At 71.0% G+C, this 21,497-nt stretch carries 18 protein-coding genes; 8 read left to right on the forward strand and 10 right to left on the reverse strand.

The window, feature by feature from the left end:
- The first annotated feature begins 151 nt into the window (after positions 1-151).
- Positions 152-715, forward strand: coding sequence for an ATP-binding protein (locus ACN20J_RS44705; RefSeq protein ID WP_419668252.1), 564 nt, complete (start codon positions 152-154; stop codon positions 713-715).
- Positions 712-1,455 (forward strand): DUF6624 domain-containing protein, encoded by a 744-nt coding sequence (locus tag ACN20J_RS44710; protein WP_307886974.1) that lies wholly within the window; start codon positions 712-714, stop codon positions 1,453-1,455. The genes ACN20J_RS44705 and ACN20J_RS44710 overlap by 4 nt, the downstream gene beginning before the upstream one ends.
- 38 nt (positions 1,456-1,493) lie before the next feature.
- Here ACN20J_RS44710 and ACN20J_RS44715 read toward each other — a convergent pair whose 3' ends face one another.
- Together ACN20J_RS44715 and ACN20J_RS44720 are read right to left on the reverse strand one after the other, a co-directional pair.
- Positions 1,494-1,847: a hypothetical protein gene (locus ACN20J_RS44715; RefSeq protein WP_361886121.1), complete on the reverse strand. Its 354-nt coding sequence runs from the start codon at positions 1,845-1,847 to the stop codon at positions 1,494-1,496.
- A 208-nt stretch (positions 1,848-2,055) separates the two neighbouring features.
- Positions 2,056-2,967, reverse strand: coding sequence for a PaaX family transcriptional regulator C-terminal domain-containing protein (locus ACN20J_RS44720; RefSeq protein ID WP_419669068.1), 912 nt, complete (start codon positions 2,965-2,967; stop codon positions 2,056-2,058).
- A gap of 499 nt (positions 2,968-3,466) precedes the next feature.
- On the opposite strand from ACN20J_RS44720, the gene ACN20J_RS44725 reads away from it, so the two are divergent.
- From ACN20J_RS44725 to ACN20J_RS44740, 4 genes are all read left to right on the forward strand, one after another.
- On the forward strand, positions 3,467-4,444 hold the full coding sequence (locus ACN20J_RS44725) for an ABC transporter substrate-binding protein (protein WP_419668253.1): 978 nt from the start codon (positions 3,467-3,469) through the stop codon (positions 4,442-4,444).
- Positions 4,441-5,304, forward strand: a complete 864-nt coding sequence (locus ACN20J_RS44730; protein ID WP_419668254.1) for an ABC transporter permease — start codon at positions 4,441-4,443, stop codon at positions 5,302-5,304. Before ACN20J_RS44725 ends, ACN20J_RS44730 begins: the two co-directional genes overlap by 4 nt.
- Positions 5,301-6,083 carry an ABC transporter permease gene (locus ACN20J_RS44735; RefSeq protein WP_419668255.1) on the forward strand — a complete coding sequence of 261 codons (783 nt, stop codon included), beginning with the start codon at positions 5,301-5,303 and terminating at the stop codon, positions 6,081-6,083. The genes ACN20J_RS44730 and ACN20J_RS44735 overlap by 4 nt, the downstream gene beginning before the upstream one ends.
- Before the next feature lie 61 nt (positions 6,084-6,144).
- The gene (locus tag ACN20J_RS44740; protein ID WP_419668256.1) at positions 6,145-7,005 is read left to right on the forward strand and encodes an ABC transporter ATP-binding protein; all 861 of its coding nucleotides are present in this window, start codon (positions 6,145-6,147) and stop codon (positions 7,003-7,005) included.
- Positions 7,006-7,095: 90 nt separating this feature from the next.
- Here ACN20J_RS44740 and ACN20J_RS44745 read toward each other — a convergent pair whose 3' ends face one another.
- The 5 genes from ACN20J_RS44745 to ACN20J_RS44765 are packed head-to-tail and all read right to left on the reverse strand — an operon-like array spanning position 7,096 to position 13,806.
- The gene (locus ACN20J_RS44745) at positions 7,096-10,113 is read right to left on the reverse strand and encodes a helix-turn-helix transcriptional regulator (protein ID WP_419668257.1); all 3,018 of its coding nucleotides are present in this window, start codon (positions 10,111-10,113) and stop codon (positions 7,096-7,098) included.
- Between the two features lie 57 nt (positions 10,114-10,170).
- Positions 10,171-10,338 carry a hypothetical protein gene (locus tag ACN20J_RS44750; protein WP_189842851.1) on the reverse strand — a complete coding sequence of 56 codons (168 nt, stop codon included), beginning with the start codon at positions 10,336-10,338 and terminating at the stop codon, positions 10,171-10,173.
- Between the two features lie 2 nt (positions 10,339-10,340).
- Complete coding sequence (locus ACN20J_RS44755; protein WP_419668258.1) at positions 10,341-10,688, reverse strand: UBP-type zinc finger domain-containing protein; 348 nt, start codon at positions 10,686-10,688, stop codon at positions 10,341-10,343.
- The gene (locus ACN20J_RS44760) at positions 10,685-12,133 is read right to left on the reverse strand and encodes an ATP-binding protein (protein WP_189842741.1); all 1,449 of its coding nucleotides are present in this window, start codon (positions 12,131-12,133) and stop codon (positions 10,685-10,687) included. Before ACN20J_RS44760 ends, ACN20J_RS44755 begins: the two co-directional genes overlap by 4 nt.
- Complete coding sequence (locus tag ACN20J_RS44765; RefSeq protein WP_189842740.1) at positions 12,130-13,806, reverse strand: FAD-dependent oxidoreductase; 1,677 nt, start codon at positions 13,804-13,806, stop codon at positions 12,130-12,132. The genes ACN20J_RS44760 and ACN20J_RS44765 overlap by 4 nt, the downstream gene beginning before the upstream one ends.
- 180 nt (positions 13,807-13,986) lie before the next feature.
- On the opposite strand from ACN20J_RS44765, the gene ACN20J_RS44770 reads away from it, so the two are divergent.
- Positions 13,987-14,814 (forward strand): DUF1206 domain-containing protein, encoded by an 828-nt coding sequence (locus ACN20J_RS44770; RefSeq protein WP_189842739.1) that lies wholly within the window; start codon positions 13,987-13,989, stop codon positions 14,812-14,814.
- A 57-nt stretch (positions 14,815-14,871) separates the two neighbouring features.
- On the opposite strand, the gene ACN20J_RS44775 is transcribed toward ACN20J_RS44770, so the two are convergent.
- From ACN20J_RS44775 to ACN20J_RS44785, 3 genes are all read right to left on the reverse strand, one after another.
- A complete protein-coding gene (locus ACN20J_RS44775) occupies positions 14,872-17,319 on the reverse strand; it encodes a GH92 family glycosyl hydrolase (protein WP_419668259.1) in 2,448 nt (815 codons plus the stop codon).
- 256 nt (positions 17,320-17,575) lie between these two features.
- Positions 17,576-18,724: a S1 family peptidase gene (locus tag ACN20J_RS44780; protein ID WP_361912665.1), complete on the reverse strand. Its 1,149-nt coding sequence runs from the start codon at positions 18,722-18,724 to the stop codon at positions 17,576-17,578.
- A gap of 239 nt (positions 18,725-18,963) precedes the next feature.
- Positions 18,964-20,265 (reverse strand): endo-1,4-beta-xylanase, encoded by a 1,302-nt coding sequence (locus tag ACN20J_RS44785; protein WP_419669069.1) that lies wholly within the window; start codon positions 20,263-20,265, stop codon positions 18,964-18,966.
- Between the two features lie 404 nt (positions 20,266-20,669).
- Between ACN20J_RS44785 and ACN20J_RS44790 the strand changes: the two genes are divergently transcribed.
- On the forward strand, positions 20,670-21,440 hold the full coding sequence (locus ACN20J_RS44790; protein ID WP_419668260.1) for a L,D-transpeptidase family protein: 771 nt from the start codon (positions 20,670-20,672) through the stop codon (positions 21,438-21,440).
- The last annotated feature ends 57 nt before the right edge of the window (positions 21,441-21,497 follow it).

A 21,497-nucleotide genomic window follows, 5' to 3' on the forward strand; every position in this document is an offset into this window, starting at 1 on the left:
TGCTCACGCTTTCGAACATACATGCCACACCACTACGGGCCTGCAACCGGACAACCCCCGCACCCCCTGGTCCGCCGTCGCTCCGGCCGGTTGGCTGCACGGGCAGCCACCGAGACCGTCCCCCACCCGTGCTGCACTTGAAGGAGGCACGATGACGGCACCCAGGGCACACCGCTGTCGGCCGTCGCCCTCGCTGTCGCGCGGCGCGGAACATGACTCGCCCACCGGTCGGCCCTGGGCCGGTGAGAGCGCCCAGACCGCCCCGGTCGCGTCCGTGGTGGCTCCGGCCGCGCCCGTCCCCGTGAGCGCGGCCCGTGTCCTACGCGTCGTGGTCCCCGCGCAGCCCTCGCGCGCCTCGGGCGTACGCCGCATGGTCGCCGAGCAGCTGTCGTACCTGCGGTTGCCGGACGAGCAGCTCGACAACGCGGTCCTGGCCACCGACGAACTGTTCGCCAACGCCGTCAGGCACGGCAGCCCCGACGCCGGTGACATGGTCACCGTCAGCGTCGAGTGCACCGACCACGAAGTGCGGGTGACGGTCGCCGACCACTTGCCCGACCTGCCGCGCCACCGCACGGCGGACGACGCCGACGAGTCCGGACGCGGGCTCGCCATCGTGGCCGCGCTGGTCGACGACTGGGGCATCGCACCGCCCGACCCCGGCGAGACGGGGAAGCGGGTGTGGTTCTCATTGGAAATCCAGGGGGCGTCATGAGCGGTTCCGGCATGCCGGGCCACGTCGCGCACGACACGGCACGGGAGGGGCGTACGGGGGTCGCCCCCCTTCCGGGTCGCGACGGGCCCACGGAGCCGGCGGGTGCCCCGGGCGGTGACCCGGGGCACCCGTGCCGGGACGGGCACGCCGGGCGAGTGCACGACACGGCGGGGGAGGACGGGGCGGGGCGCAGCCACGACGACATACACGACGGGGTCGAGGAGGTGCGTCCGGTCGTCGTGCCGGCCCTCGCGGCGGCCCTCGCCCACGAGCTGGTCCGCAGGGCGGACGAGGACCAGAGAGTGACGCGGGCAGCGCACCGCAGTCCCACGCAGGTCGCGCGCCGCCGCATCACCGAGTGCCGCAGAGGAAACGCCGAAGCGCTGAAGACCATCGTCAAGCGTCACGCCTGGCCGACCGCCGACCTTGTCGGCGCGCCCGCCTCCACGGCGGCGCTGATGATCCTCCTGCACGCTCCCGACCTCGACTTCCAGCTCGCCTGCCGCGACCTGATCGCCCAGGCCACGGCGGACGGACGCTGCCCGGCGCCGCACCACGCGTACATCGCCGACCACTGCGCCGTCGAACTCGGCCAGCCGCAGTTCTACGGCACCCGTGTGGACCCCGCGACCTTCCGTCCGTATCCCGTCCGTCAGCCCCGGACGCTCGACGAGCGCCGCGAGGACGTCGGGCTGTGCCCGCTCGACGAGCAGATGCGGGCGCTGCGCCTCGGCGTCTGAGGCCGCGGCTGCGGTTTTGTGCGACGGCGAAGGCTGCGTTACGGCTCCAGTCGGAGCTGCCATTCCTGCTCCTGGTCGCCGGAGACCATGCCCTCCTCGCGCACGGTGAAGACGGAGGTGAGGGTCTCGTCGGCCCGCCGTACCGCCTCGGGGCTGCCCTGGAGGGTGACGGTCACGGGCGCGGAGAGTGGCGGCGCGGTCGGGGGTGTGACCCCGGCATCGACCGGTATGTCGTTGTCGAAAGCGGCCGTGTAGACCGTGGCGCCCCCGTTCCCGGGCATGTCCTCGGCCGTTCCGAAGGTGGATTCGAGGGTGTGGACGACCGCCCGCGCGTCGGCGGCCGTACCGCCGCTGAGCGTGAGTGTCAGAGCGAGATGCGTGCCAGGCGTCATGACGAGCCACCTTTTCTTGTGCGGATGCGCGCCGTCCCGTTCGTGTAGCCGGTCCTCCGGGTCACAAACGGCGGCTCGGCCCTGCGTGGGGCATGTCTCCATGACACCGCCATCCACCGGACCTCGCAGCCGCACCACCCGGGGACCGCGGGCCGTCGCCGGATTCCCGCTCGGCCTCCGGTCGGCTTCTGGTGGGCCTCCCGCCCGGTCAGGACGGTCGCAGCGGGGTGGTCTCCATGAGCCGGGCGGCCATCCGGCAGGCGGGGGCCTCGGTCTGTTCCGCGATGCGGTGGAAGGTGTCGTGGGCCGACCGGGCAGGCCAGGCGGCGGGCAGGTGCCGGGCGGGCAGCCGCGGGTCCGTGCGGATGATCTGGAGCCACTCGCTGGTCAGGCGCAACCTGGTCCCGAGAGGGTCCCCGGAGCCGGAGCCGGAGCCGGAGCCGGAGCCGGAGCCGGAGCCGGAGCCGGAGGCAGGGCCAGAGCCGGATTCGGAGCTGGAGCCGAGCCAGTCGGTCCAGCGTTTGTCGAAGTCGGCGTACCGGGCGCCGACGCCGTCCAGGTCCCAGGTGTCACGGATCATCAGGCCGATGTCGGTGGCGTCGTCGGCCGTGGCATGGAAGATCTTGACGTGGGCCGCGAGCCCGAGTTCGGAGACGAGCGCGGACACGTCGAAGTCGCCGGGCGCGATCCACAGCCCGCTGTAGAGGGGGCCGAAGCCCGACCAGGCCAGCCGGGAGCGCAGATCGTGCCGCTGGCGCTGCCAGGACTCGGGCAGTGAGAAGCCGAGCAGCGTCCAGGTGCCGTCCCAGTCGTCGTTGACGGCGCCGGTGTCCCAGAGCCGCTTCTTGCCGTTCCAGAGGATCTCCGTCGCCTGCGGGGTCAGGCCGAAGTACATGCGGCGCCCCTCCCGCTGACGCCGCAGCAGACCGCGGTTGACCATCCGGGTCAGCGTGGACCGCACCGCCTGCTCCCCGACCCCCGCGCGCGCCAGCACCTCGATGACGCTGCCGGAGTACACGCACAGCGGCCCCTGCTCCAGAACATGGCCGCCGAAGAAGGCGAACATCAGCGACTGGGGGCGCAGTTGCGGTCCTTCGGGGAAGTCCACGCGCGAGTCCATGGCCGCCTGAGGAGTCTCCTCGTGCACGTCCGAGGTCTCGTCGTGCATGCCCGAGGTCTCGTCGTGCACGTCCGAAAGGGTCCGGCCGCTCACCTTGCAACCTCCCTTGTCCGGGGTACTGACAGGGCGAACATAGGTGTGTAGATTGCGGCCGTCAAGAAAGTGCACAACGTCTGGACGGGTCGACTGGTCTCGACGAGGCAGCGGCGGCTACTCCCCGCTCCGCTGCCTCGCCGTCGGAAGTCCACGCGTCCGGCGGCCGTGGCTCCGGGAGTGCCCGGGGCCGAACCGGACATCGAGCCGGTTCGGCGTCCACTTCCGATGCGCTCCCGGAGTTCGCGGTTCCCCGCTCGACCTGCTCGATCCGTTCGATCCATTCGAACCCGAGCGGCCTGCTCGATCCGTTCGGCCCGGGCGATCCGCCGGGCCTGTCCGGTCATGGCGGGCCGACCGGGCGGGGTGTGCACACCACCACAGGTGTTTCCGTCAGGAGGAGCCCATGCAAAGGCGCATTCTCGGGCTAGCCATAGCCGTGGTCACGGTCGCAGGCGCGGCCGGATGCGGGTCCTCGTCCTCCTCGAGCGGCGCTTCGGCGCCCTCCGGCGGAGGCAGGACCACGGAGGTCAAGGTCGGCATCATTCCGATCGTCGATGTGGCACCGCTCTATCTGGGCGACAAGAAGGGCTTCTTCAGCAGCCGGGGCATCAAGCTGAAGATGGAGAGCGCCCAGGGCGGCGCGGCGATCATTCCCGGTGTGGTGAGCGGCCAGTTCCAGTTCGGCTTCAGCAACACCACCTCGCTGATGCTCGCCCAGACCAAGGGCGTACCGGTCAGGTCGGTGGTGAACGGCGCGGCCTCCAACGGCAAGGTCGGCGCCGACGTCACCGCCGTCGCGGTCAAGAAGGACAGCTCGATCAAGTCGGCCAAGGACCTCGCCGGAAAGACGGTGGCGGTCAACACCCTGCAGAACATCGGGGACACGACGGTCCGGGAGTCGGTCCGCAAGGACGGCGGCGACCCGTCCAAGGTCAAGTTCGTCGAGATACCGTTCGACCAGATGCCCGCCGCTCTGGACGGCGGCCAGGTGGACGCGGCCTGGATGGGCGAGCCCGCGACGACGATCGCCAAGGCACAGGGCGCCCGGGTCATCGCCTCGCCGTTCGCCGAGACCGACCCGAAGCTCACCGTGGCCACGTACTTCACCTCGGCCAAGGTGACGCAGGAGAACCCGGAGCTCGTGAAGAAGTTCAGCGAGGCGATGGCCGAGTCGCTGACCTACGCCTCCGAACACCCGGACGAGGCGCGCCAGATCCTCACCACCTACACCAAGATCAGCGGCGATGTGCTCGACAAGCTCATCCTGCCCAACTGGCCGGCGGAGGTCGACATGGCCTCCCTGGAGAAGCTGGCCGCCCTCGGCGAGGAGGACGGCATCTTCGGCGACAAGAAGCCCGACCTGAACGCGCTGTTCTCATGACCAGCCCCGGCCTCACCCCTGTACTGGCGGAGCCCGCCGGGACCGACCCCGGTCCCGGCGGGGCCGAGGCACCCGCCCCGGGCGGTCCGGTCCCGGTCGCGGTACTGCGCGGCCTCGCCGGTCTCGCCGGACTGGTCGCGGTGCTCGAAGTGCTGCCGCACACCGGCCTGGTGTCGGCCGACTATCTGCCGCCCGCCTCGGAAACCGTCCGCACCCTGGGAACCCTGCTCGCCGAACCGACGTTCTGGACCGCACTCGGCGACACCCTGACCGGATGGGGCCTGGGGCTGGCCGTCGCCGTCGTGGCGGGCGTCGCCGCCGGAGTCGTCATCGGCTCCGTGCCCGTACTGCGCGCGGTGACCGCCTCCACCATCGAGTTCCTGCGCCCCATCCCGTCCGTCGCCCTGATCCCCGTCGCAGTCCTGCTCTACGGCACCGACCTCAGGTCGAAACTGCTGCTCGTCGTGTACGCCTCCTTCTGGCAGGTGATCGTCCAGGTCCTGGCCGGAATGCAGGACGTCGACCCGGTCGCCGAGGACACCGCCCGCAGCTATCTGCTCGGCACCTGGGGCAGGGTCCGCCACGTCCTGTGGCCGACCGCGCTGCCGTACGTGATGACGGGGGTACGGCTGGCCGCCACCGTGGCGCTCATCCTCACCATCACCGCCGAACTCGTCATCGGCGCCCCCGGCCTCGGCCACGAGATCGCCGTCGCCCAGGTGTCCGGAGCCGTACCGGAGGTCTACGCCCTTGTCCTCGTGACCGGCCTGCTCGGCGTCGCCGTCAACCTGGCGGCACGGGCGGTCGAACGACGGGCACTGCACTGGCACCAGTCGGTACGCACGGAGGTGACCGCATGACCGCCCTCACCGTGGCCCGACGGAGCTTGCTGGTCCTGGGTCTGCCCGCCGTCCTCTTCACCGTGTGGTGGTTCGCCACCGCCGGCAGCACCGACTTCTACTTCCCGCCCCTGGCCACCATCCTGGACAGCTTCGGGAAGGTCTGGACGGTGGACCGGCTGCTGTCGGACGTCGTACCCAGCCTGCTGCGCCTCGCGGCCGGCTACCTCCTCGCCGTGGTCGTCGGAGTGGGGCTCGGCCTGGTCGTCGGCATGCGGCGGGCCGTACGGGACGTCCTGGAACCGGTCCTCGAACTCTTCCGGGCCATCCCGCCACCCGTGCTCATCCCGGTGATCATGCTGTTCGCCGGAATCGGCGACACCATGAAGGTGCTCGTCATCGTCAGCGGCTGCATGTGGCCGATCCTGCTCAACACCGTCGAAGGCGTCCGCGCGGTCGACGAGGTGCTCGGCGACACCTGCCGCTCCTACGGCATCACCGGCGTCGCGCGCCTGCGGCATCTGGTGCTGCGCGCGGCGAGCCCTCAGATCGTCACGGGCATGCGCCAGGCCCTCTCGATCGGGATCATTCTCATGGTCATCAGCGAGATGTTCGCCGCCAGCAACGGCCTGGGCTTCACCATCGTGCAGTTCCAGCGCTCCTTCGCCATCCCCGAGATGTGGAGCGGGGTTCTGCTGCTCGGCATCCTCGGCTTCCTCCTGTCGCTGCTCTTCCGGTTCGCCGAGAACCGAGTCCTGGCCTGGTACCACGGCCTGCGCCACGCGCAGCGCAATCCCTGACGCAATCCCTGATGCACCCTCCGACGAAATCCCTGACGCAACGCCTGACAAGGAGACGTCGATGCTCGACGTACAGGACCTGCAGAAGATCTACACCGGTCGGCACCGCAACGTCGAGGCGCTGCGCAACCTCACCTTCCACATAGCCGAGGGCGAACTGGTCTGCCTGGTCGGCCCATCCGGCTGCGGCAAGACCACCCTGCTCAAGTGCATGGCGGGCCTGCTTGCCCCCACCCGCGGCGAGGTGCGTCTCGACGGCCGCCCGGTCGCCGGACCGCCGCCCGGCATGGCGGTCGTCTTCCAGGAGTACGGCCGCTCCCTGTTCGCCTGGATGAACGTGCGCGACAACGTCGCCCTGCCCCTGCGCCGCAAGAAGCTCGGCAAGGCGCGCGAACGGGAGCTGGTGGACCACGCCCTGGAGGTGGTCGGCCTCTCCGACGCCCACGAGGCGTACCCCTGGCAGCTCTCGGGCGGCATGCAGCAGCGCGTCGCCATCGCACGCGCCGTCGCGTACGAGCCGAAGGTGCTGCTGATGGACGAGCCCTTCGCGGCGGTCGACGCGCAGACCCGCGCCGAACTGGAGGACCTGATCCGGAAGTTGTGGCACGAACTCGGCGTCACCGTCCTGTTCGTCACCCACGACATCGACGAGGCGGTCTACCTCGGCCAGCGCACCCTGATCCTCTCCAAGTCCCCGACCGTTGTGCAGGAGGACCTCACCATCGACCTCCCCGACGAGCGCGACCAGTTGCACACCCGCTCCAGCCCCCGCTTCGCCGAACTGCGCGCCCACGTCTACGAACAGATCCAACGGGCGAAGCACCACAGCGGAGACACGGCCCCGGACCCGGACCCGGCGGTCGCGGACCGCGCCATCGAGCCCGTCGTCCAGAAGCCCGTCCTCCAGAAGACCGAGTCCTGAGCGCCCGTCGGCGGGCGGCGAGCGGGGCGCCGCCTCCACGGCAGACGGCCACTCTCCGGCGCCGACGCCTCGCCAACGCCCCTTCGGTGATCACCCCGAAGCGGACGGCTCCGGCTCGACCAACCCCTCGCGGTAGGCGATCGCCACCGCCTCCGTGCGGCTGGCGGCGCCGAGCTTGGCGAGGATGTTGGAGACGTGCACGCTCGCCGTCTTCCCGCTGATGAAGAGCTCCTCGCCGATCTGGCGGTTGGTGCGGCCACGGGAGAGGAGCAGCAGGACGTCGTTCTCGCGTGCCGTCAGCAGCGGTACCCGGTCGGCCGTGGACGGGGTCTCCGCGAGGCGGCCCCGGCGGATCAGCCGCTCGACGTCGTCGAGCAGGGGCACGGCGCCCAGCCGGACGGCCGTGTCGCGCGCGGCACGCGCGTGCGCGGCGGCCTCGTCGCGCCGCTCCGCCACCAACAGGGTCTCCGCCAGGCGCAGTTGACAGCGGGCCTGCTCATAGACGTCCCCGTAGCCGAACGCCGCGACGGCCTTCTCCCAGGCCCCGACGCTCAGTTCGACGCCCGGTCCGTCGTCCGGCCGGGCACAGGCCCGCGCCCACTCCGCCTCGGCGCGCGCCAGCCACGCCAGCCCCTCGGGGCCCTGCGGCGTATCGTCCTCGCCCTTGTTCGCCGTGATCCGGGCCAGCTCCACCAGCTCCGTCCCGGTCTCCGTCCAGCGGTCGGCCCCCTCCTCGTCGCCGGTCCGCCGGGACTCCACGACCGCGTCCCCGATGGCGGTCAGTGCGAGGGCCGCGAGCCGTACGGCCACATGGGGCGTGGTGCCGGCGTCGTCGATGAGAGCGGTAAGCGTCGTACGGAACTGTTCGAGGGCCTCCTCCGCGTCGTGTCGCTGCACCGCGGCGTCGGTCAGGAGGAGGCCCGCGACGAGCGTGGCCATCCAGTCGAACGGCCCGTCGAGCAGGGCCCGGGCTCGCTCGACGGCATGCTGGTCACCGCGCGCCAGGGCCACGGACAGGGCGGGCCCGATCGCGTACCTGCCCGCCGTCGGCAGCCCGTCGAGCTCGGTCTCCGCGGCCCGGAGGCACTCGTCCCACTGGCCCAGGGTGTAGAGCATCAGGGAGCGCAGATAGCGCATCTCCACCGGGTACGGGGACGAGAGGAGCCCGGCACGGCCCGCGCGCTCCAGACCCTCGGTGAGCCAGGTCAGGCATTCGTCCAGGTCACCGGACTCGTGCGAGCCGATGGAGAGATTGAAGAGCGCGCGCATCTCGACGGAGGCGTTACCGGCGCGGCGGGCCAGCTCACGTGCCTCCCGCAGCCGGGCCCGTCCCTCGGGGGTACGCCGGCTGCGCCCTTCGAGGCTGACCAGGGAGATCAGCAGATCGGCCTGCGCGTCGGACACGTCGAGTTCCTCGGCGATGCGCACTGCCTTGCGGGCCACGCGGTGGGCGGCCTCGTCCTCGCCCATGTACGTCGCCGCCATGACATGCGTGGCCGCGGCCCACACCCAGGTGCGCGACGGAGGATCGGCGGGGATCATCGCGAGCGCCTCGTTGCTGTACGTGAACGCGGCGGCGAGGTTGTCGATGCGCATGAGGTTGCCCGCGAGCGTGTAGCGGACGCGGGCGGCCAGTTCGGAGTCCTCGTCGTCGCCGACCCTCGCGAGCGCGGACCGCGTCAGCGAGACGGCCCGGTGGGTCTCACCGGCGTGCGCGGCGGCGGCGGAGGCGCGCAGCGTCAGGGTGACCGTGTCGAAGCCGTCGGGCCGTGCGTCGTGCGGCACCGCCGACCACAGGTCGAGCGCGGCTTCCAGATGCCGCAGTTCCTCGGCGGGCGCCCGGACCCGGCCAGCGTGGTCGGCGGCCTCCAGCGACGCGGCCAGCGCGTCGGCCAGGTCGTGGCTCTCCCGGGAGTGGTGGGCGCGCTCCGCCGCGCTCTCGGCCCGGTGGCCGCGCCCGGCCAGCACTCCGGCGAACGCCCTGTGCAGCCGCACCCGTTCACCCGGCAGCAGATCGGCGTACACGGCCTCACGGATCAGGGCGTGCCGGAAGGAGTACGTGTCGTCGTCACCGGGGACGAGGAGTTGCCGTCCGACGGCCTCGCGCAGGGCCGACTCCAGCTCCTCCTCGGGCAGTTGGACGGTGTCGCGCAGCAGATCGTGCTCGACGCGGCGCCCCGCGACGGCTGCCGTGCGCAGCACCTGCTGGGCGGTCGCCGCGAGTTGCTCGAAGCGGATGAGCAGCACATCGGCCAGCCCGCTCGGCACGGCGGACGCCGCCCCGGGCATGGTCTCGGAGGTGGCGGCGAGCAACTCCTCCGCGTAGAACGCGTTGCCCTCGGCGCGCTCGACGATACGGCGGACGGTGGCATCGGGCACCGGGGCGGCCTGCTGGGCACGGACGAGACGCGCCACCTCGCCGTCGGGCATCGGCCGCAGTTCGAGCCGCTCCACGACGGGCAGCCGGACGAGCTCGGCGAGCAGGGGGCGCAGCGGGTGTCTGCGGTGCAGATCGTCGGCGCGGTACGAGGCGAACACCGCGAGCCGCTGACCGGGCGCACCACTCGCGACCGCGTCCCCTCCCCTTGAGCGGACCCGGGACTGGAGGATCCCCCGGCTGAGCAGGAAGCGCAGCAGGTCACGGGAGGACTGGTCGGCCCAGTGCAGGTCCTCCAGGACCAGCAGCAGCGGGGCGGTCTCGGCGAGATCGGTCAGCAGACTCGCCATGCCCTCGAACAACTGCAGCCGTCCGCCCGCGTCCCCCGCGCCACCGCTCCCGTCGCCGAGCAGCCGGTCCACCACGGGATGCGAGGCCAGGGCGGCGGAGAACCGCTCGTCGTCGGCGAGCACACCCACGATCTCGGTGAACGGCAGATAGGGCAGACCCACGTCACCGAGGTCCACACAGTGCCCCGTGACGACGGTCGTGCCGGCCTCGGCGGCATGCCCGGCGGCCTCGGCGAGCAGCCGGGTCTTGCCGACTCCCGCGTCCCCCGCGACGAGCACGGCACGCGCCTCACCGGCCCGGGCCCGGTCCAGGACTCGGGTCAGGCGGGCGAGTTCGTCCTCGCGGCCGATGAACGGCGTGGTGAAAGAGGTGGTCGGCACACATCCATCCTGGCACGCACCACCGACACAGCGACCGACAGTGGCCCCGGGCCGCCCTCAAGGCCGCGTCGGCAGCCTCAGCAGCTCGGTCAGGCGGCGCCGGGCGAGGACGTCCGCCTCCTCGAAGTGGTCGACCGACGCGCCGAGCCCGGACAGCCAGTCGGCGAGGGCCCGGCACAGCGTGGACTTTCCGACCCCGGGGCTGCTCCCGATGACGGAGATCAACTTCAGCGCAGGGTCTCCGCCCAGTTCGCCGGGACCCGTCCAGCGGGCCCGGGTGCGGGCTGGTCCGCCGGGTGGGAGGCCGGGGGAGCGAGCTCCGGACCGGACTCGTACAGCTCGGACGTCTTGAAGTTCCAGAACCAGCGCTCGCCCGGCTCGAAGCTGCGGATGATCGGATGGCCGGTGGTCCGGTGATGGGCGGTGGCGTGCTTGCCGGGGGAGTCGTCGCAGCAGCCCACATGACCGCACTGGGCGCACCGCCGCAGATGGAACCACCAGCCGTCCACCTGGTCGCATTCGGCGCAGCCCGCACCGCTCGGCGGTACGCCGGGGTCGATTCCGTCCGTGGTCATGAGGCCTCCTGAGGGGCGTCGGTTTCGGCGGCGGTGAGCGGGAGGAAGACCTGGAAGCGGGTGTCGCCGGGCTCGGAGTGGACCTCCAGATGACCGTGGTGCTTGTTCACGACGATCCGCCAGGAGATGTCGAGCCCCAGCCCGGTGCCCTCGCCGACCGGCTTCGTCGTGAAGAACGGGTCGAAGATCCTGCCGCGGATCTCCTCGGGCACGCCGGGCCCGGTGTCGCGGAACTCGACGAGCAGCTGGTCCCGTTCGAGCGCGGTGCGCACGGTCAGCACGCCCTCGCCGCCCATCGCGGAGGCCGCGTTGTCGATGAGGTTCGTCCACACCTGGTTCAACTCGCCCGGGTAGGCGGGGATCCTGGGCAGAGCACGGTCGTACTCCTTGACGATCCTGATGCCGGAGCCCATCTTCCCGGCGAGCATCATCAGCGTGCTGTCCAGCAGTTCGTGCACATCGGCGACCTGGTAGGGCGCACGGTCGAGCTGGGAGTACTGCTTGGCCGCGTTCACGAGATTCGAGACCCGGGTGGTGGAGTCCTCGATCTCGTTCATCAACAACTCGGTCTCCACCGTGTAGTTGAGCCACCTGATCGCGCCTTCGAGCGTCCCCTCGTCCACGGCCGCGGCGACCTGGTCCAGCCAGTCGGTGTCAAGACCGGCCTGGACGAACGTCGGCGCGAGCTGCCAGCCGCCCGCGATGCCGTGGTCGTCCAGCCAGTCGGCGAGCGCGTCCTCCCGGTCGGAGGCTTCGAGCGGACTCAAGGGCGTGGCCTTGGCGACCTGTTCGGCGGTGCGCTCCTGGATCTCGACGAGCGTCTCCAGGGCGGCGCGCGCGTACGGGCCCGTCGCGATCATGCCGAGTTTGTGCCGCATCCCGGCCACCCGGTCCCGCAGCGCGGACGTGGCCCGTACGGCCGCCGCGGCCGGGTTGTTGAGCTCGTGCGTCAGCCCGGCGGACAGCGAGCCGAGCGCCAGGAGCCGCTCGCGCTGCCCGATGGTCCGCTGGGTGTTCTGGCTGCCGAAGAACAGCCCCTCCAGCAGATGCACGGCCATCGGGAACCACTCCCGCAGGACCGCCGCGAACGTCTCGGCGGGCAGGATGAAGAACCGCGACGGCTCGGTCACCCGCAGGGAACCCTTGTAGCGGGCGTCGTCCGGGACGGCCAGATAGGCCTGCATGGCCCCCGCGTACACCCCGCGCTGGGAGGTGCGGCTGATCTCGACGTCGTCCTCGCCGACCCGCCGCGACATCACGAGCGTGCCTTCGAGGAGGACGAAGAAGCAGGTGGCCGGCTCGCCCTCCTCGTACACATAGCCGGGCTCGAACTTCTCGACGCGGCCTTCGCTGCACAGCCGCCCGAGCTGTTCCGGTTCCAGCTTCTCGAACAGGAACAGTGTGCTGAGTTCCGCCGCGTCGCACGGCATCGGCTGCCCGCTCACGACTGCTCCAGATACCTGTGGACGAGCATCACGGCCATGGCTCCCTCTCCGACGGCGGAGGCGACACGTTTCGCGGACTCGGCCCGGGCGTCACCCGCCACGAACACCCCGGGCACATTGGTCTCCAGGTGGTACGGCGCCCGGTCCAACTCCCAGTCCGGCGGCGGCTGCCCGCCGACGGCCAGGTCGGGTCCGGTGACGATGAACCCGCGCTCGTCCCTCAGCACGATGCCGTCCAGCCAGTCGGTCAGCGGGGCCGCGCCGATGAACACGAACACCCACTGCGCGTCGACGAGTTCGGTGTGCCCGCTCTCGATGTCGCGCAGCGTCAGCTGCTCCAGGTGGTCGGAGCCGTGCGCCGCCTCGACGACCGTCCCCGTACGGACGCTGATGTTCGGCGCACCCTCGATCTGTCCGATCAGGTAGTGCGACATCGACGAGGACAGGGAGGAACCGCGCACCAGCAGGGTGACCGACTTCGCGCCCCTGGACAGGTACATCGCCGCCTGGCCCGCGGAGTTCGCGCCGCCGACGATGTACACGTCGTGTCCCTGGCACGAGGCCGCCTCGGTCAGCGCCGATCCGTAGTACACCCCGCACCCGGTCAGGTCCGCCGTGCCCGGCGCCTGCAACTGCCGGTACGACACGCCGGTGGCCAGGATCACGCAGTGCGCGGCGATCGCGGAACCGTCCGAGAACCGCACGGTCCGCGAGGAGCCGTTGACCTCCAGACCGGTCACCTCGCGCGCGGTCAGGATCTCGGCGCCGAACTTCGACGCCTGACGCCGCGCCCGCTCGGTGAGCTGCGCCCCGGACACACCGTCCGGGAAGCCCAGGTAGTTCTCGATGCGTGAGCTCTGGCCGGCCTGTCCGCCGGTCGCGGAGCGCTCCACGAGCACGGTCCGCAGCCCTTCCGAGGCCCCGTACACGGCCGAGCCCAGCCCGGCGGGTCCGCCGCCGATGACGACGAGGTCGTAGAAGTCCGCCGCCGGGGTCGTGGCCAGTCCCACCTGGGCGGCCAGCTCCGGGTCGTCGGGCTCGACCAGCACGGCCCCGTCCGCGGTGATCACGAGCGGCAGCCGCTCGCCGTCCTGGTCGGCGCAGGCCAGCAGCCGCTTGCCCTCCGGCTCGTCCGAGGAGTACCAGCGGTAGGGCACCTGGTTGCGGGCCAGGAACTCCCGTACGTCCGACGACCGCGCGGACCAGCGGTGCCCGACGACCTTCGTGATCGGCACCGCCCGGTGGTCGGAGGTCCGCCAGGCGTCCAGGAGGTCGTCCAGGACGGGATAGAGCTTCTCCTCGGGCGGGTCCCAGGGCTTGAGCAGGTAGTGGTCGAGGTCGACGACGTTGATCGCGTCGATGGCCGCGTTCGTGTCCGCGTAGGCGGTCAGCAGCACCCGCCGCGCGCCCGGGTACACGTCCAGGGCCTGCTCCAGGAACTCGATGCCGTTCATCTGGGGCATCCGGTAGTCCGCCAGGATCACCGCGACGAGATCACCGCGCAGCTTCAGCTCCCGCAGGGCCTCCAGGGCGCTCTCGCCGGACTCGGCGCGCACGATCCGGTATCCCTCGCCGTAGCGTCGCCGCAGGTCACGGGCCACGGCACGCGAAACTCCAGGGTCGTCGTCCACGGTGAGGATGACGGTCCGTGCTGCGTCCGTGCCCTGTGCCATTCGTCTCCCACCCCGAGCGGTCGGCGTCCCGGGGCGGCCTGTCTGCGAGACCGTCCCCAGTGCATGCCCATCGTATGTTCGATCGTCCTGCTTCGCTCCGAAACCGGGAGGTACCGCACGGTCGGTGCCTGTGGGGGTGTCGTACGGCCGGTCGGGGGCACCTGGGGACGGGAGGCAATGATGAACGCAAGTACGTTGACGCGAGGCGGCAGGGCCGGGAAACGAAAGGCCGCCCCGGCGATCGAGGGCGCGGCCCGCGCAGGTTTCACCGCACGCGGTGTCATCTACCTGCTCGTGGGCCTGCTGGCGCTGCAGATCGCCTTCGGCGGCAGCGGGAAGCAGGCGGATCAGGGGGGCGCACTCCAGGAGGTCGCCGAGAAGCCCTTCGGTGGGGTCGTGCTCTGGGCGCTCGGCATCGGGCTGGTCGGTATGGCGCTCTGGAGGCTGTCCGAGGCGGTCTTCGGTGCGGCGGGCCCCGACGGCGGCAAGGCGAAGAAGAGGCTGGCCTCGGCGGCACGAGCCGTGTTCTACGGCTTCGTCGCCTACTCCGTGCTCTCCTTCGCCGCCGGTTCCAGCGGGAGCGGATCGAGCGACGGCAAGTCCCGGGACGCGACGGCCAGGGCCATGGAGCTGCCCGCCGGGCAGTGGCTCGTGGCCGCGGCGGGCGTGGGCATCCTCTGCGCGGGTGTGTGGATGGTGGTGCAGGCCGCGCGCCGGAAGTACCACAAGCACATGAGGCTCGGTGAGATGTCGCACCGGGTGCGCCGCACGGTCGACGTGACGGGTGTCGGCGGCGGTGTGGCCCGTGGTCTGGTGTTCGCCGTCGCCGGAGGCTTCGCGCTCCGGGCAGCCGTGGAGTACGAACCTGACAAGGCCAAGGGCATGGACGACACCCTGCGCTCGTTCACCGAGACCCCGGTGGGGCCGTGGCTGCTGGTGTTCATAGCCGTCGGCCTGATGCTCTTCGGGCTGTTCTCGTTCGCCATGGCCAGGTACCGCAAGGTCTGACGGGCGTCCGCACGGGCGGTGCCCCGGGGTCCAGCTGGACCCCGGGGCACCGACACGTCAGCGGGGCAGCCCGCCGGGCGCGGTCGCCCAGTCGGTGTCCGGCTCCTGCGAGAGTCCGAACGTGAGGGTGCCGCCGCCGCGCAGGAAGCGGGCATCCGTCCAGGAGCGGTCGTGCGTACGGCCGTTGAGCCGGACACCGCTCACATACGGATGACCGGCGTCGGCCGAGGGCGCGTCGATGACGATGTCACCGCCACCGGGCCGGTCGACCACGGCGTGCGGGAAGAGCGGCGCGCCAAGCAGCAGGTTGCCGCTGCCCGGGGTCTGCGGATAGATGCCGAGGGCGGAGAAGACGTACCAGGCGGACATGGTCCCGAGGTCGTCGTTGCCGGGGAGTCCGGCCGGTCCGGTCCCGTAGACGGTGTCGAGGATCTGCCGGACCGTCGCCTGGGTCTTCCACGGCTGACCGAGCGCGTTGTAGAGCCAAGGGGCGTGGATTCCGGGCTCGTTGGTCGGGTCGTACCGCAGGGCGTCGCCGCCCTTCACCGACCAGGAGCCGTCGGGCTTGTGGAAGAAGCCGTCCAGCCGGCGCGCGGCCGTCTCGCGTCCGCCCATCGCCTCGGCGAGCCCCTGGACGTCCTGCGGCACCATCCATGTGTACGTGGCGCTGGTGCCCTGCGCGAAACCGCGGTCGCTGCCCGGGCTGAACGGCGTGACCCATGAACCGTCGAGGTTGCGGGCCTGGATGTAGCCGGTGGTGCCCGCGCCGTCGGTGGCGCCCGGGTTGAAGACGTTGCGCCACCAGCCGCCCCGCTCGGCGAAGGCGGCGGCCTGCTCGTCGAGGCCCAGCAGCTTCGCCCAGCGGCCCAGCGCGTCGTCGGCGACCGAGTCCTCCAGGGTCTCGGCAGCGCCGCCCCAGCAGTGGCAGACGTCCTGCGCGGCGTACTGCGAGGTCAAGTACTGGGCGAGGTTGGGCCGTTGGCCCGTGCACTGGCCGGGGCAGCCCGCGTCGGAGAGCCCGTCGGGGTGCGGCACGGTCGCCTGGCGGGCCAGCGAGTCGAAGGCGCCGCGGTAGTCGAAGTTGCGGACCCCCATGGCGTAGAAGGTGGCGAGTGTGGCCGCCGTCGGATCACCGGTCATCACGTGGGTCGGCCCGTTGATGTGCACCCAGCGGTCCCACACCCCGCCGTTCTGCCGTGCGAAGTTGTAGAGGGACTGCGCGAAGTCCCCGGCGATCCGTGGCTTGAGCAGGGCGAGCAGCTGTATCTGCGCCCGGTACTGGTCCCAGCCGGAGAAGTTGCTGTACTGCGCCCCCTGCCCGCGCTCGATGCGCTGCGGCTTGCCGTCCATGCCCGGATAGCGGCCGTCGGTGTCGCTGACCAGGTTCGGCTGCATGAGCGAGTGGTAGAGCGCGGTGTAGAAGGCGGTGCGCTGGGCCGTACTGCCGCCTCCCACGCGCACGGACCGCAGCTCCCGGTCCCAGGCCCGCGTCCCCGCGGCGGCCACCTGGTCGACGCTCGACCTCGGCGCGATCTCCTCGCGGAGGTTGGCCTCGGCGCCCGCCTTGCTCACGTACGAGATTCCGAGCCGCATGCGGACATCGTTGTCAGAGCTGGTGTCGAAGCCGACCCAGCCGCCGGAGCCGCGGCCCGCGCGGTCGGCGCCCGTGGCGTATCCCTCGCCGCCTCCGCCCGAGGTGGCGCCGGGGGAGAGGGTGCCGTCCTTCCACGTGCCCGTGGTCGAGAAGGCACGGTCGAAGGAGGCGCTGAAGTAGAGCCGGTAGTAGCTCTTGCGGTTGTTGACGCCGCCGTTGGCGCGCCGTCCGCAGAACGCGCCAGTCAGCACCCAGCCGCTCACCTTGCGCCCCGCCCGGTCGATCTCGACATGGGCGTCCTCGCTGCCGTTGAGCGAGTTGGAGACCCGGAAGAGCAGGTTGGCGGGCTTGTCGGCGGGGAACGTGAAGTCGGCGACGCCGGCCCGCTTGGAAACGGCGAGGTCGGCCCGGGCACCGGAGTCGAGCCCCACGGAGTAGCGGCCCGGCACGGCCCGCTCGTCGGCGTGCGAGAAGTTCGCGGCGTACACGGAGTCCGTGGTGTCGGCCGACGGTGACGAGGTGACGTCCCCGACGAACGGCATGATCGGCACGTCGCCCGCGGCCCCCGGGTTGCAGCCCGCGCCGTTCACATGCGTGAGACTCAGCCCGCGCAGCCGGGTCGCGTTGTACTCGTAGCCGTTGGCGGCGCCCGTGCTGGTCTGGTCGCCCCGGGTGCTGGTCGGAGACCAGGCGATCATGCCGTACGGGAGGGTGGCACCCGGATAGGTGTTGCCTCCGTTCGTGGTGCCGATGAGCGGATCGACGTACGCCGTGGGGTGGGCCGGCGTGTCGGGGGCGTCGGCCGCGGAGGAGACCGGGCCGGGCAGTGCGGCGGCGAGGGCGGTGGTCAGCGCGAGAGCGGCGGCTCTTCTGCCGAACCTCCGCGCCCCACCTGTGGATCCGAGGACCATGTAACGGAACCTTCCGTCAGGACGGACAGCGGGCACCGGCTGCCCGTCGGGGATCCGGGCCCGCGAAATGCCGCCGAGCGTAGGCCGCCCGGACGCGGGGTGGAACGACAGGGGTGGCAGCGCTGGTGAACGGGTGGTGAATCCGGGGCACTTGGGTCGAGGGGAGATGCCCCGGGTAACGCGGGGCGGGCGCCAACGGGCTCCGCCACCTGACCGGTGACGGAGCCCGCCGAGCCGTGCCCCGGAGCCTTGCGGATCAGGCCGTGTGGAGCGTGAGGCCGTACCGGCTGAGGATCTCGTTGATCGGCTGGTACCAGGTCTCACCGCCGCCGGAGCAGTTGCCCCAGCCGCCGGAGGTGACGCCCTGCGCCTGGTCGCCGCTGATGAAGGAACCGCCGGAGTCGCCCGGTTCCGCGCAGACGCTGGTCTTGGTCATCTGGTGCACCGCGCCCTGGCTGTAGTTGACGGTCTCGTTCTTGGCGAGGACCGTGCCGCAGTGCCAGTGCGTGGTCGACCCCGACCGGCAGATGGACGAACCGACGGGCGCCTCGTTGGACCCGCGGACGAGCCGGTCCGAGATGGTGCCCCAGCCGAGCACGACCGGCACGGTCCACCAGCCGCTTCCGACGTTCACCCAGGCGTAGTCGTTGCCCGGGAACGAGGAGCCCTGGATGTTGCCTATGTAGGACCGGTCCCAGCCGCTGACGCCCTGTCCCGCCCCGCCGCAGTGGCCCGCGGTGACGAAGCCGCCGTGCACCGAGAAGCCGATGGAACAGCGGACGTTGCCGGTGTAGAAGGGGTCGCCGCCGACCGTCCCGGCGGCGAAGGTCTCCGGCGCCGAGGTGGCCTCTTCGACCTTGACGGGACCTGCCGCACGGGCCTTCGAGAGGAACGTGCGGACATCGTTGTCAGCACGCTGCGCGGCGACGACGGCCACGACGACCGAGCTCGCCTTGGCGTCGACGTACCAGTTGCTGACACCTTCGGGCGCGGCCAGCTTGTCGATGCGCGACTTGGCCGCGTCGAGCTGCTTCGCGCTGTGCTTGACGGTACGGACGGTCGCGCCGGTCTTCCGTACGGAATCGACGGCGGCGTCGGAGGCGCCGGCCGTGACGGCGACGGTCAACTTCCCGCTCTTGGCGTCGAACCAGGAACCGCCGTACGCGGCTCCCGCCGCGCGCCGCGCGTCCGACTCGACGGCCGTCGCGGTCTTCTCGGCCGCGAGCCGCGCTTCGGCCTGGGTCTTCGTCAGACCGAAGTCTCGCTGCATGGCGTCGAGGAGACCGGCGGAGGCCGGAGCGCCGGAGGTGCGGGTGGGTTCGGGGGCGCCGGCGGCAGAGGCGGGTCCGGCGGCGAAGGTTGCCCAGGCGCCGACGATGAGGAGTGCGGACAGGCCTGTGCGCATGGTTGTGGTGCGTCTCAAGGCAGTAGCCCTTCGTTGTTCCAGCGAGGTGGGGGTGGAACAGCTGTCTTGTGAGAGCGCTCTCAGTGCATGGCGGGGCAGAGCCTAGCGGCTGTTCATGGTCAGGTACATACCAAAATTGGTTCGCTCTTTACTCATGACCGGCGCGACGATCCGAACCGGCCGGACCGCCGCGCCGCTCGCTGTCCGCCGCCGAACTCCCGGACGGACGGGACCCGTTCTCAGGACGCGGTGCAGGAACCGACCGAGGGAGCCGAGGAGTTGCCGTTCTTCATGACGGTGAACCCGAAGCTCGTCGACGCTCCGGCGGCCAGACTGCCGTTGCCGTTCGGCCTCATGGTCATGACGTTGCCGCTGGAGTCCCAGCTCGGTGTGCCGTTCCAGGTCGTGGAGACCTTCTGCGGGGAGGTCACCGTGACGGTCGTCGTCCAGGTACTGATCGCCGAACCGCCCGCGGTCACGGTCACCCTGCCGTTGTAGCGGTCGCTCCAGTCGTCCGTCCTGCTGTACGACACCGTGCAGGCGGCGCCTCCACCGCCGCCGCCCGAGCCGGTGCCGCCGAGCGCGGTGAGCACGGCGTTGTACGCGGCCTTCTTGTTGTAGTTGTTGTCGAACAGCAGGGGAGTTCCGCTGGCCCGCCACGAGTACTTGTCCGTGACGCCCCAGACGGTGATGCCGGTACAACGGGACACGCCCAGACAGGCGTTGACCACATTGGTGTAGCTGTTGGCCTGCGCTGTACCGGAGCCCTCGATGTCGAGCTCGGTGATCTGCACGTCGACACCGAGGTCGGCGAAGCGCTGCAGGTTGGCGCGGTAGTCGCCGGGCACCGGGGAGGCGCTGTTGAAGTGGGACTGGAGGCCCACGCAGTCGATGGGTACACCGCGCGCCTTGAAGTCCCGCACCAGGTTGTAGACGGCGTTGCTCTTCGCGTTGACCCCGTCGGTGTTGTAGTCGTTGTAGCAGAGCTTGGCCGCGGGATCGGCGGCACGGGCCGTGCGGAACGCCTCCTCGATGAAGCCGTTGCCGAGCTTGTCCTGGAAGGGCGAACTGCGCCGGGCGCCGCTGCTGCCGTCCTGGAAGGCCTCGTTGACGACGTCCCAGGAGTGGATCTTGCCCTTGTAGTGCTGCATGACCTGCGTGATGTGGTTGTTCATCGCCGTCCTGAGGTCGGCGGCGCCGAGCCCGCCGACCCAGCCGGGCAGCTGGGAGTGCCACACGAGGGTGTGCCCGCGGACCCTCATGCCCCTGCTCTGGGCATGGCTGACGATCTGGTCCGCGGCGCCGTAGGTGAAGGAGTTGCGGGTCCCTTCGACCGCGTCCCACTTCATCTCGTTCTCCGGAGTCACCGAGTTGAACTCCGTGTTGAGCGTCGAGGCGTACGGGGCCTCGCCCAGGTGGTTGGCCGCGACCGCGGCGCCGAAGTAGCGGCCCTTCTCCGCCGCCGCGGCACCGAGCGTGCCGGCGGCCTCGGCCGTCCCGGCGAGAGTGGTGACACCGGCCGCGGCGAGCAGGCCCGCCATGCCGATCACCAGGGCTCTTCGGGTGCGGGACTGCCGGGGCGGCGGGGTGGCCGTGGGATCTGATGACGTGCGGGTGATCATGTCGTCCCTTTCCGTCGTTTCGAAAGTTTCGAGCATGTTTCCGATTGGCTGCGCAGACCTTACGGCCGGCTTCAGGAGGCGTCAACGCCCCGCACTGGCAAGGATTCGGGATGGCTCAAGATGCTCGGGTCGCCCCGTGGGTCTCGTCCTGCCCCTTGTCGGGCGGCCCTGTTCTGCCTACATTCCGCACAACAGTCGCCATCGGGCCCGAATGTTTCGAAGAAGGAGGGTCAAGGGACGATCAGGAGGACAACCGAGTGATTCTGCGTCACCGATCGAACCGACCTGACGAGTTCCTCACATGTACGGGTCAAGGTCGACACATGATCACACCCACACACGGTGCCGTGCGCCGCCCCGTCGTCGTTCTGGCCGCCTCTCTCGTCCTCGTCGGCTGCGGAGGAGGACCGGCCACGACGTCGGATCAGAGGCCCGGCACGGTATCGGTGAACGGCAGTGCGGGAGCGTCACCCGCCCCCGCACCCCACGTCGCCCTGAGCGTGGCACCTCAGCAACTGCCCGGCCTGGGCTCCAAGACGTGGGCCAAGGTGCCCCCGAAGACCCGTCAGGCCCTGGTGGTGACGGGCCGGGGCAAGAACTCGTCGACCTCCACCGCGGTGCTGTACGAGCGCACGGAGTCCGGCTGGCACGCCGGGGCCAGCTGGCCCGCGCACAACGCCCTCAGGGGCTGGACCGACCACCACCGGGTGGGAGACCTCCGCTCGCCCATCGGCGTCTACGCGCTCACGGACGCGGGCGGCCTGCGCCCCGACCCGGGCACGAGCCTTCCGTACGACCACTCCGGCGGCTTCAGCATCGGAGGCACGGGATTCGAGGGCGAGCCCCTGGCCGGCTCGTTCGACTACGTGGTCGCCATCAACTACAACCGCCAGGCCGGCACCACACCGCTGGACTGGACCCGCCCCCTCGGAGCCGACCGCGGCGGCGGCATCTGGGTGCACGTCGACCACGACGGCCCCACCCAGGGCTGCGTCAGCCTCCGGAAGAGACACATGAAGGAACTCCTGCGCGCCCTCGACCCCGACCGAGATCCCGTGATCGTCATGGGCAACGCTGCCGCACTCAGACGCTGACCCGGGCCGCCGGACCGGCACTAGGGCCTGTCTGACAATTCCCGTCTGCCTCGCGAC

It is taken from the genome of Streptomyces sp. 2-1, assembly GCF_048564895.1.
In the GTDB taxonomy this organism is placed as follows: Bacteria; Actinomycetota; Actinomycetes; order Streptomycetales; family Streptomycetaceae; genus Streptomyces; species Streptomyces phaeochromogenes.

Excerpts from the sequence above, each read along its gene's own strand:
- ACN20J_RS44720 (WP_419669068.1), bottom strand. The coding sequence starts at position 2,967 with ATGGACTCGCGCGTGGACTTCCCCGAAGGACCGCAACTGCGCCCCCAG.
- ACN20J_RS44770 (WP_189842739.1), top strand. The coding sequence starts at position 13,987 with ATGAACGCAAGTACGTTGACGCGAGGCGGCAGGGCCGGGAAACGAAAG.
- ACN20J_RS44725 (WP_419668253.1), top strand. The coding sequence starts at position 3,467 with ATGCAAAGGCGCATTCTCGGGCTAGCCATAGCCGTGGTCACGGTCGCA.
- ACN20J_RS44765 (WP_189842740.1), bottom strand. The coding sequence starts at position 13,806 with ATGGCACAGGGCACGGACGCAGCACGGACCGTCATCCTCACCGTGGAC.
- ACN20J_RS44775 (WP_419668259.1), bottom strand. The coding sequence starts at position 17,319 with ATGGTCCTCGGATCCACAGGTGGGGCGCGGAGGTTCGGCAGAAGAGCC.
- ACN20J_RS44740 (WP_419668256.1), top strand. The coding sequence starts at position 6,145 with ATGCTCGACGTACAGGACCTGCAGAAGATCTACACCGGTCGGCACCGC.
- ACN20J_RS44715 (WP_361886121.1), bottom strand. The coding sequence starts at position 1,847 with ATGACGCCTGGCACGCATCTCGCTCTGACACTCACGCTCAGCGGCGGT.
- ACN20J_RS44735 (WP_419668255.1), top strand. The coding sequence starts at position 5,301 with ATGACCGCCCTCACCGTGGCCCGACGGAGCTTGCTGGTCCTGGGTCTG.
- ACN20J_RS44710 (WP_307886974.1), top strand. The coding sequence starts at position 712 with ATGAGCGGTTCCGGCATGCCGGGCCACGTCGCGCACGACACGGCACGG.
- ACN20J_RS44730 (WP_419668254.1), top strand. The coding sequence starts at position 4,441 with ATGACCAGCCCCGGCCTCACCCCTGTACTGGCGGAGCCCGCCGGGACC.
- ACN20J_RS44780 (WP_361912665.1), bottom strand. The coding sequence starts at position 18,724 with ATGCGCACAGGCCTGTCCGCACTCCTCATCGTCGGCGCCTGGGCAACC.
- ACN20J_RS44705 (WP_419668252.1), top strand. The coding sequence starts at position 152 with ATGACGGCACCCAGGGCACACCGCTGTCGGCCGTCGCCCTCGCTGTCG.
- ACN20J_RS44790 (WP_419668260.1), top strand. The coding sequence starts at position 20,670 with ATGATCACACCCACACACGGTGCCGTGCGCCGCCCCGTCGTCGTTCTG.
- ACN20J_RS44785 (WP_419669069.1), bottom strand. The coding sequence starts at position 20,265 with ATGGCGGGCCTGCTCGCCGCGGCCGGTGTCACCACTCTCGCCGGGACG.
- ACN20J_RS44755 (WP_419668258.1), bottom strand. The coding sequence starts at position 10,688 with ATGACCACGGACGGAATCGACCCCGGCGTACCGCCGAGCGGTGCGGGC.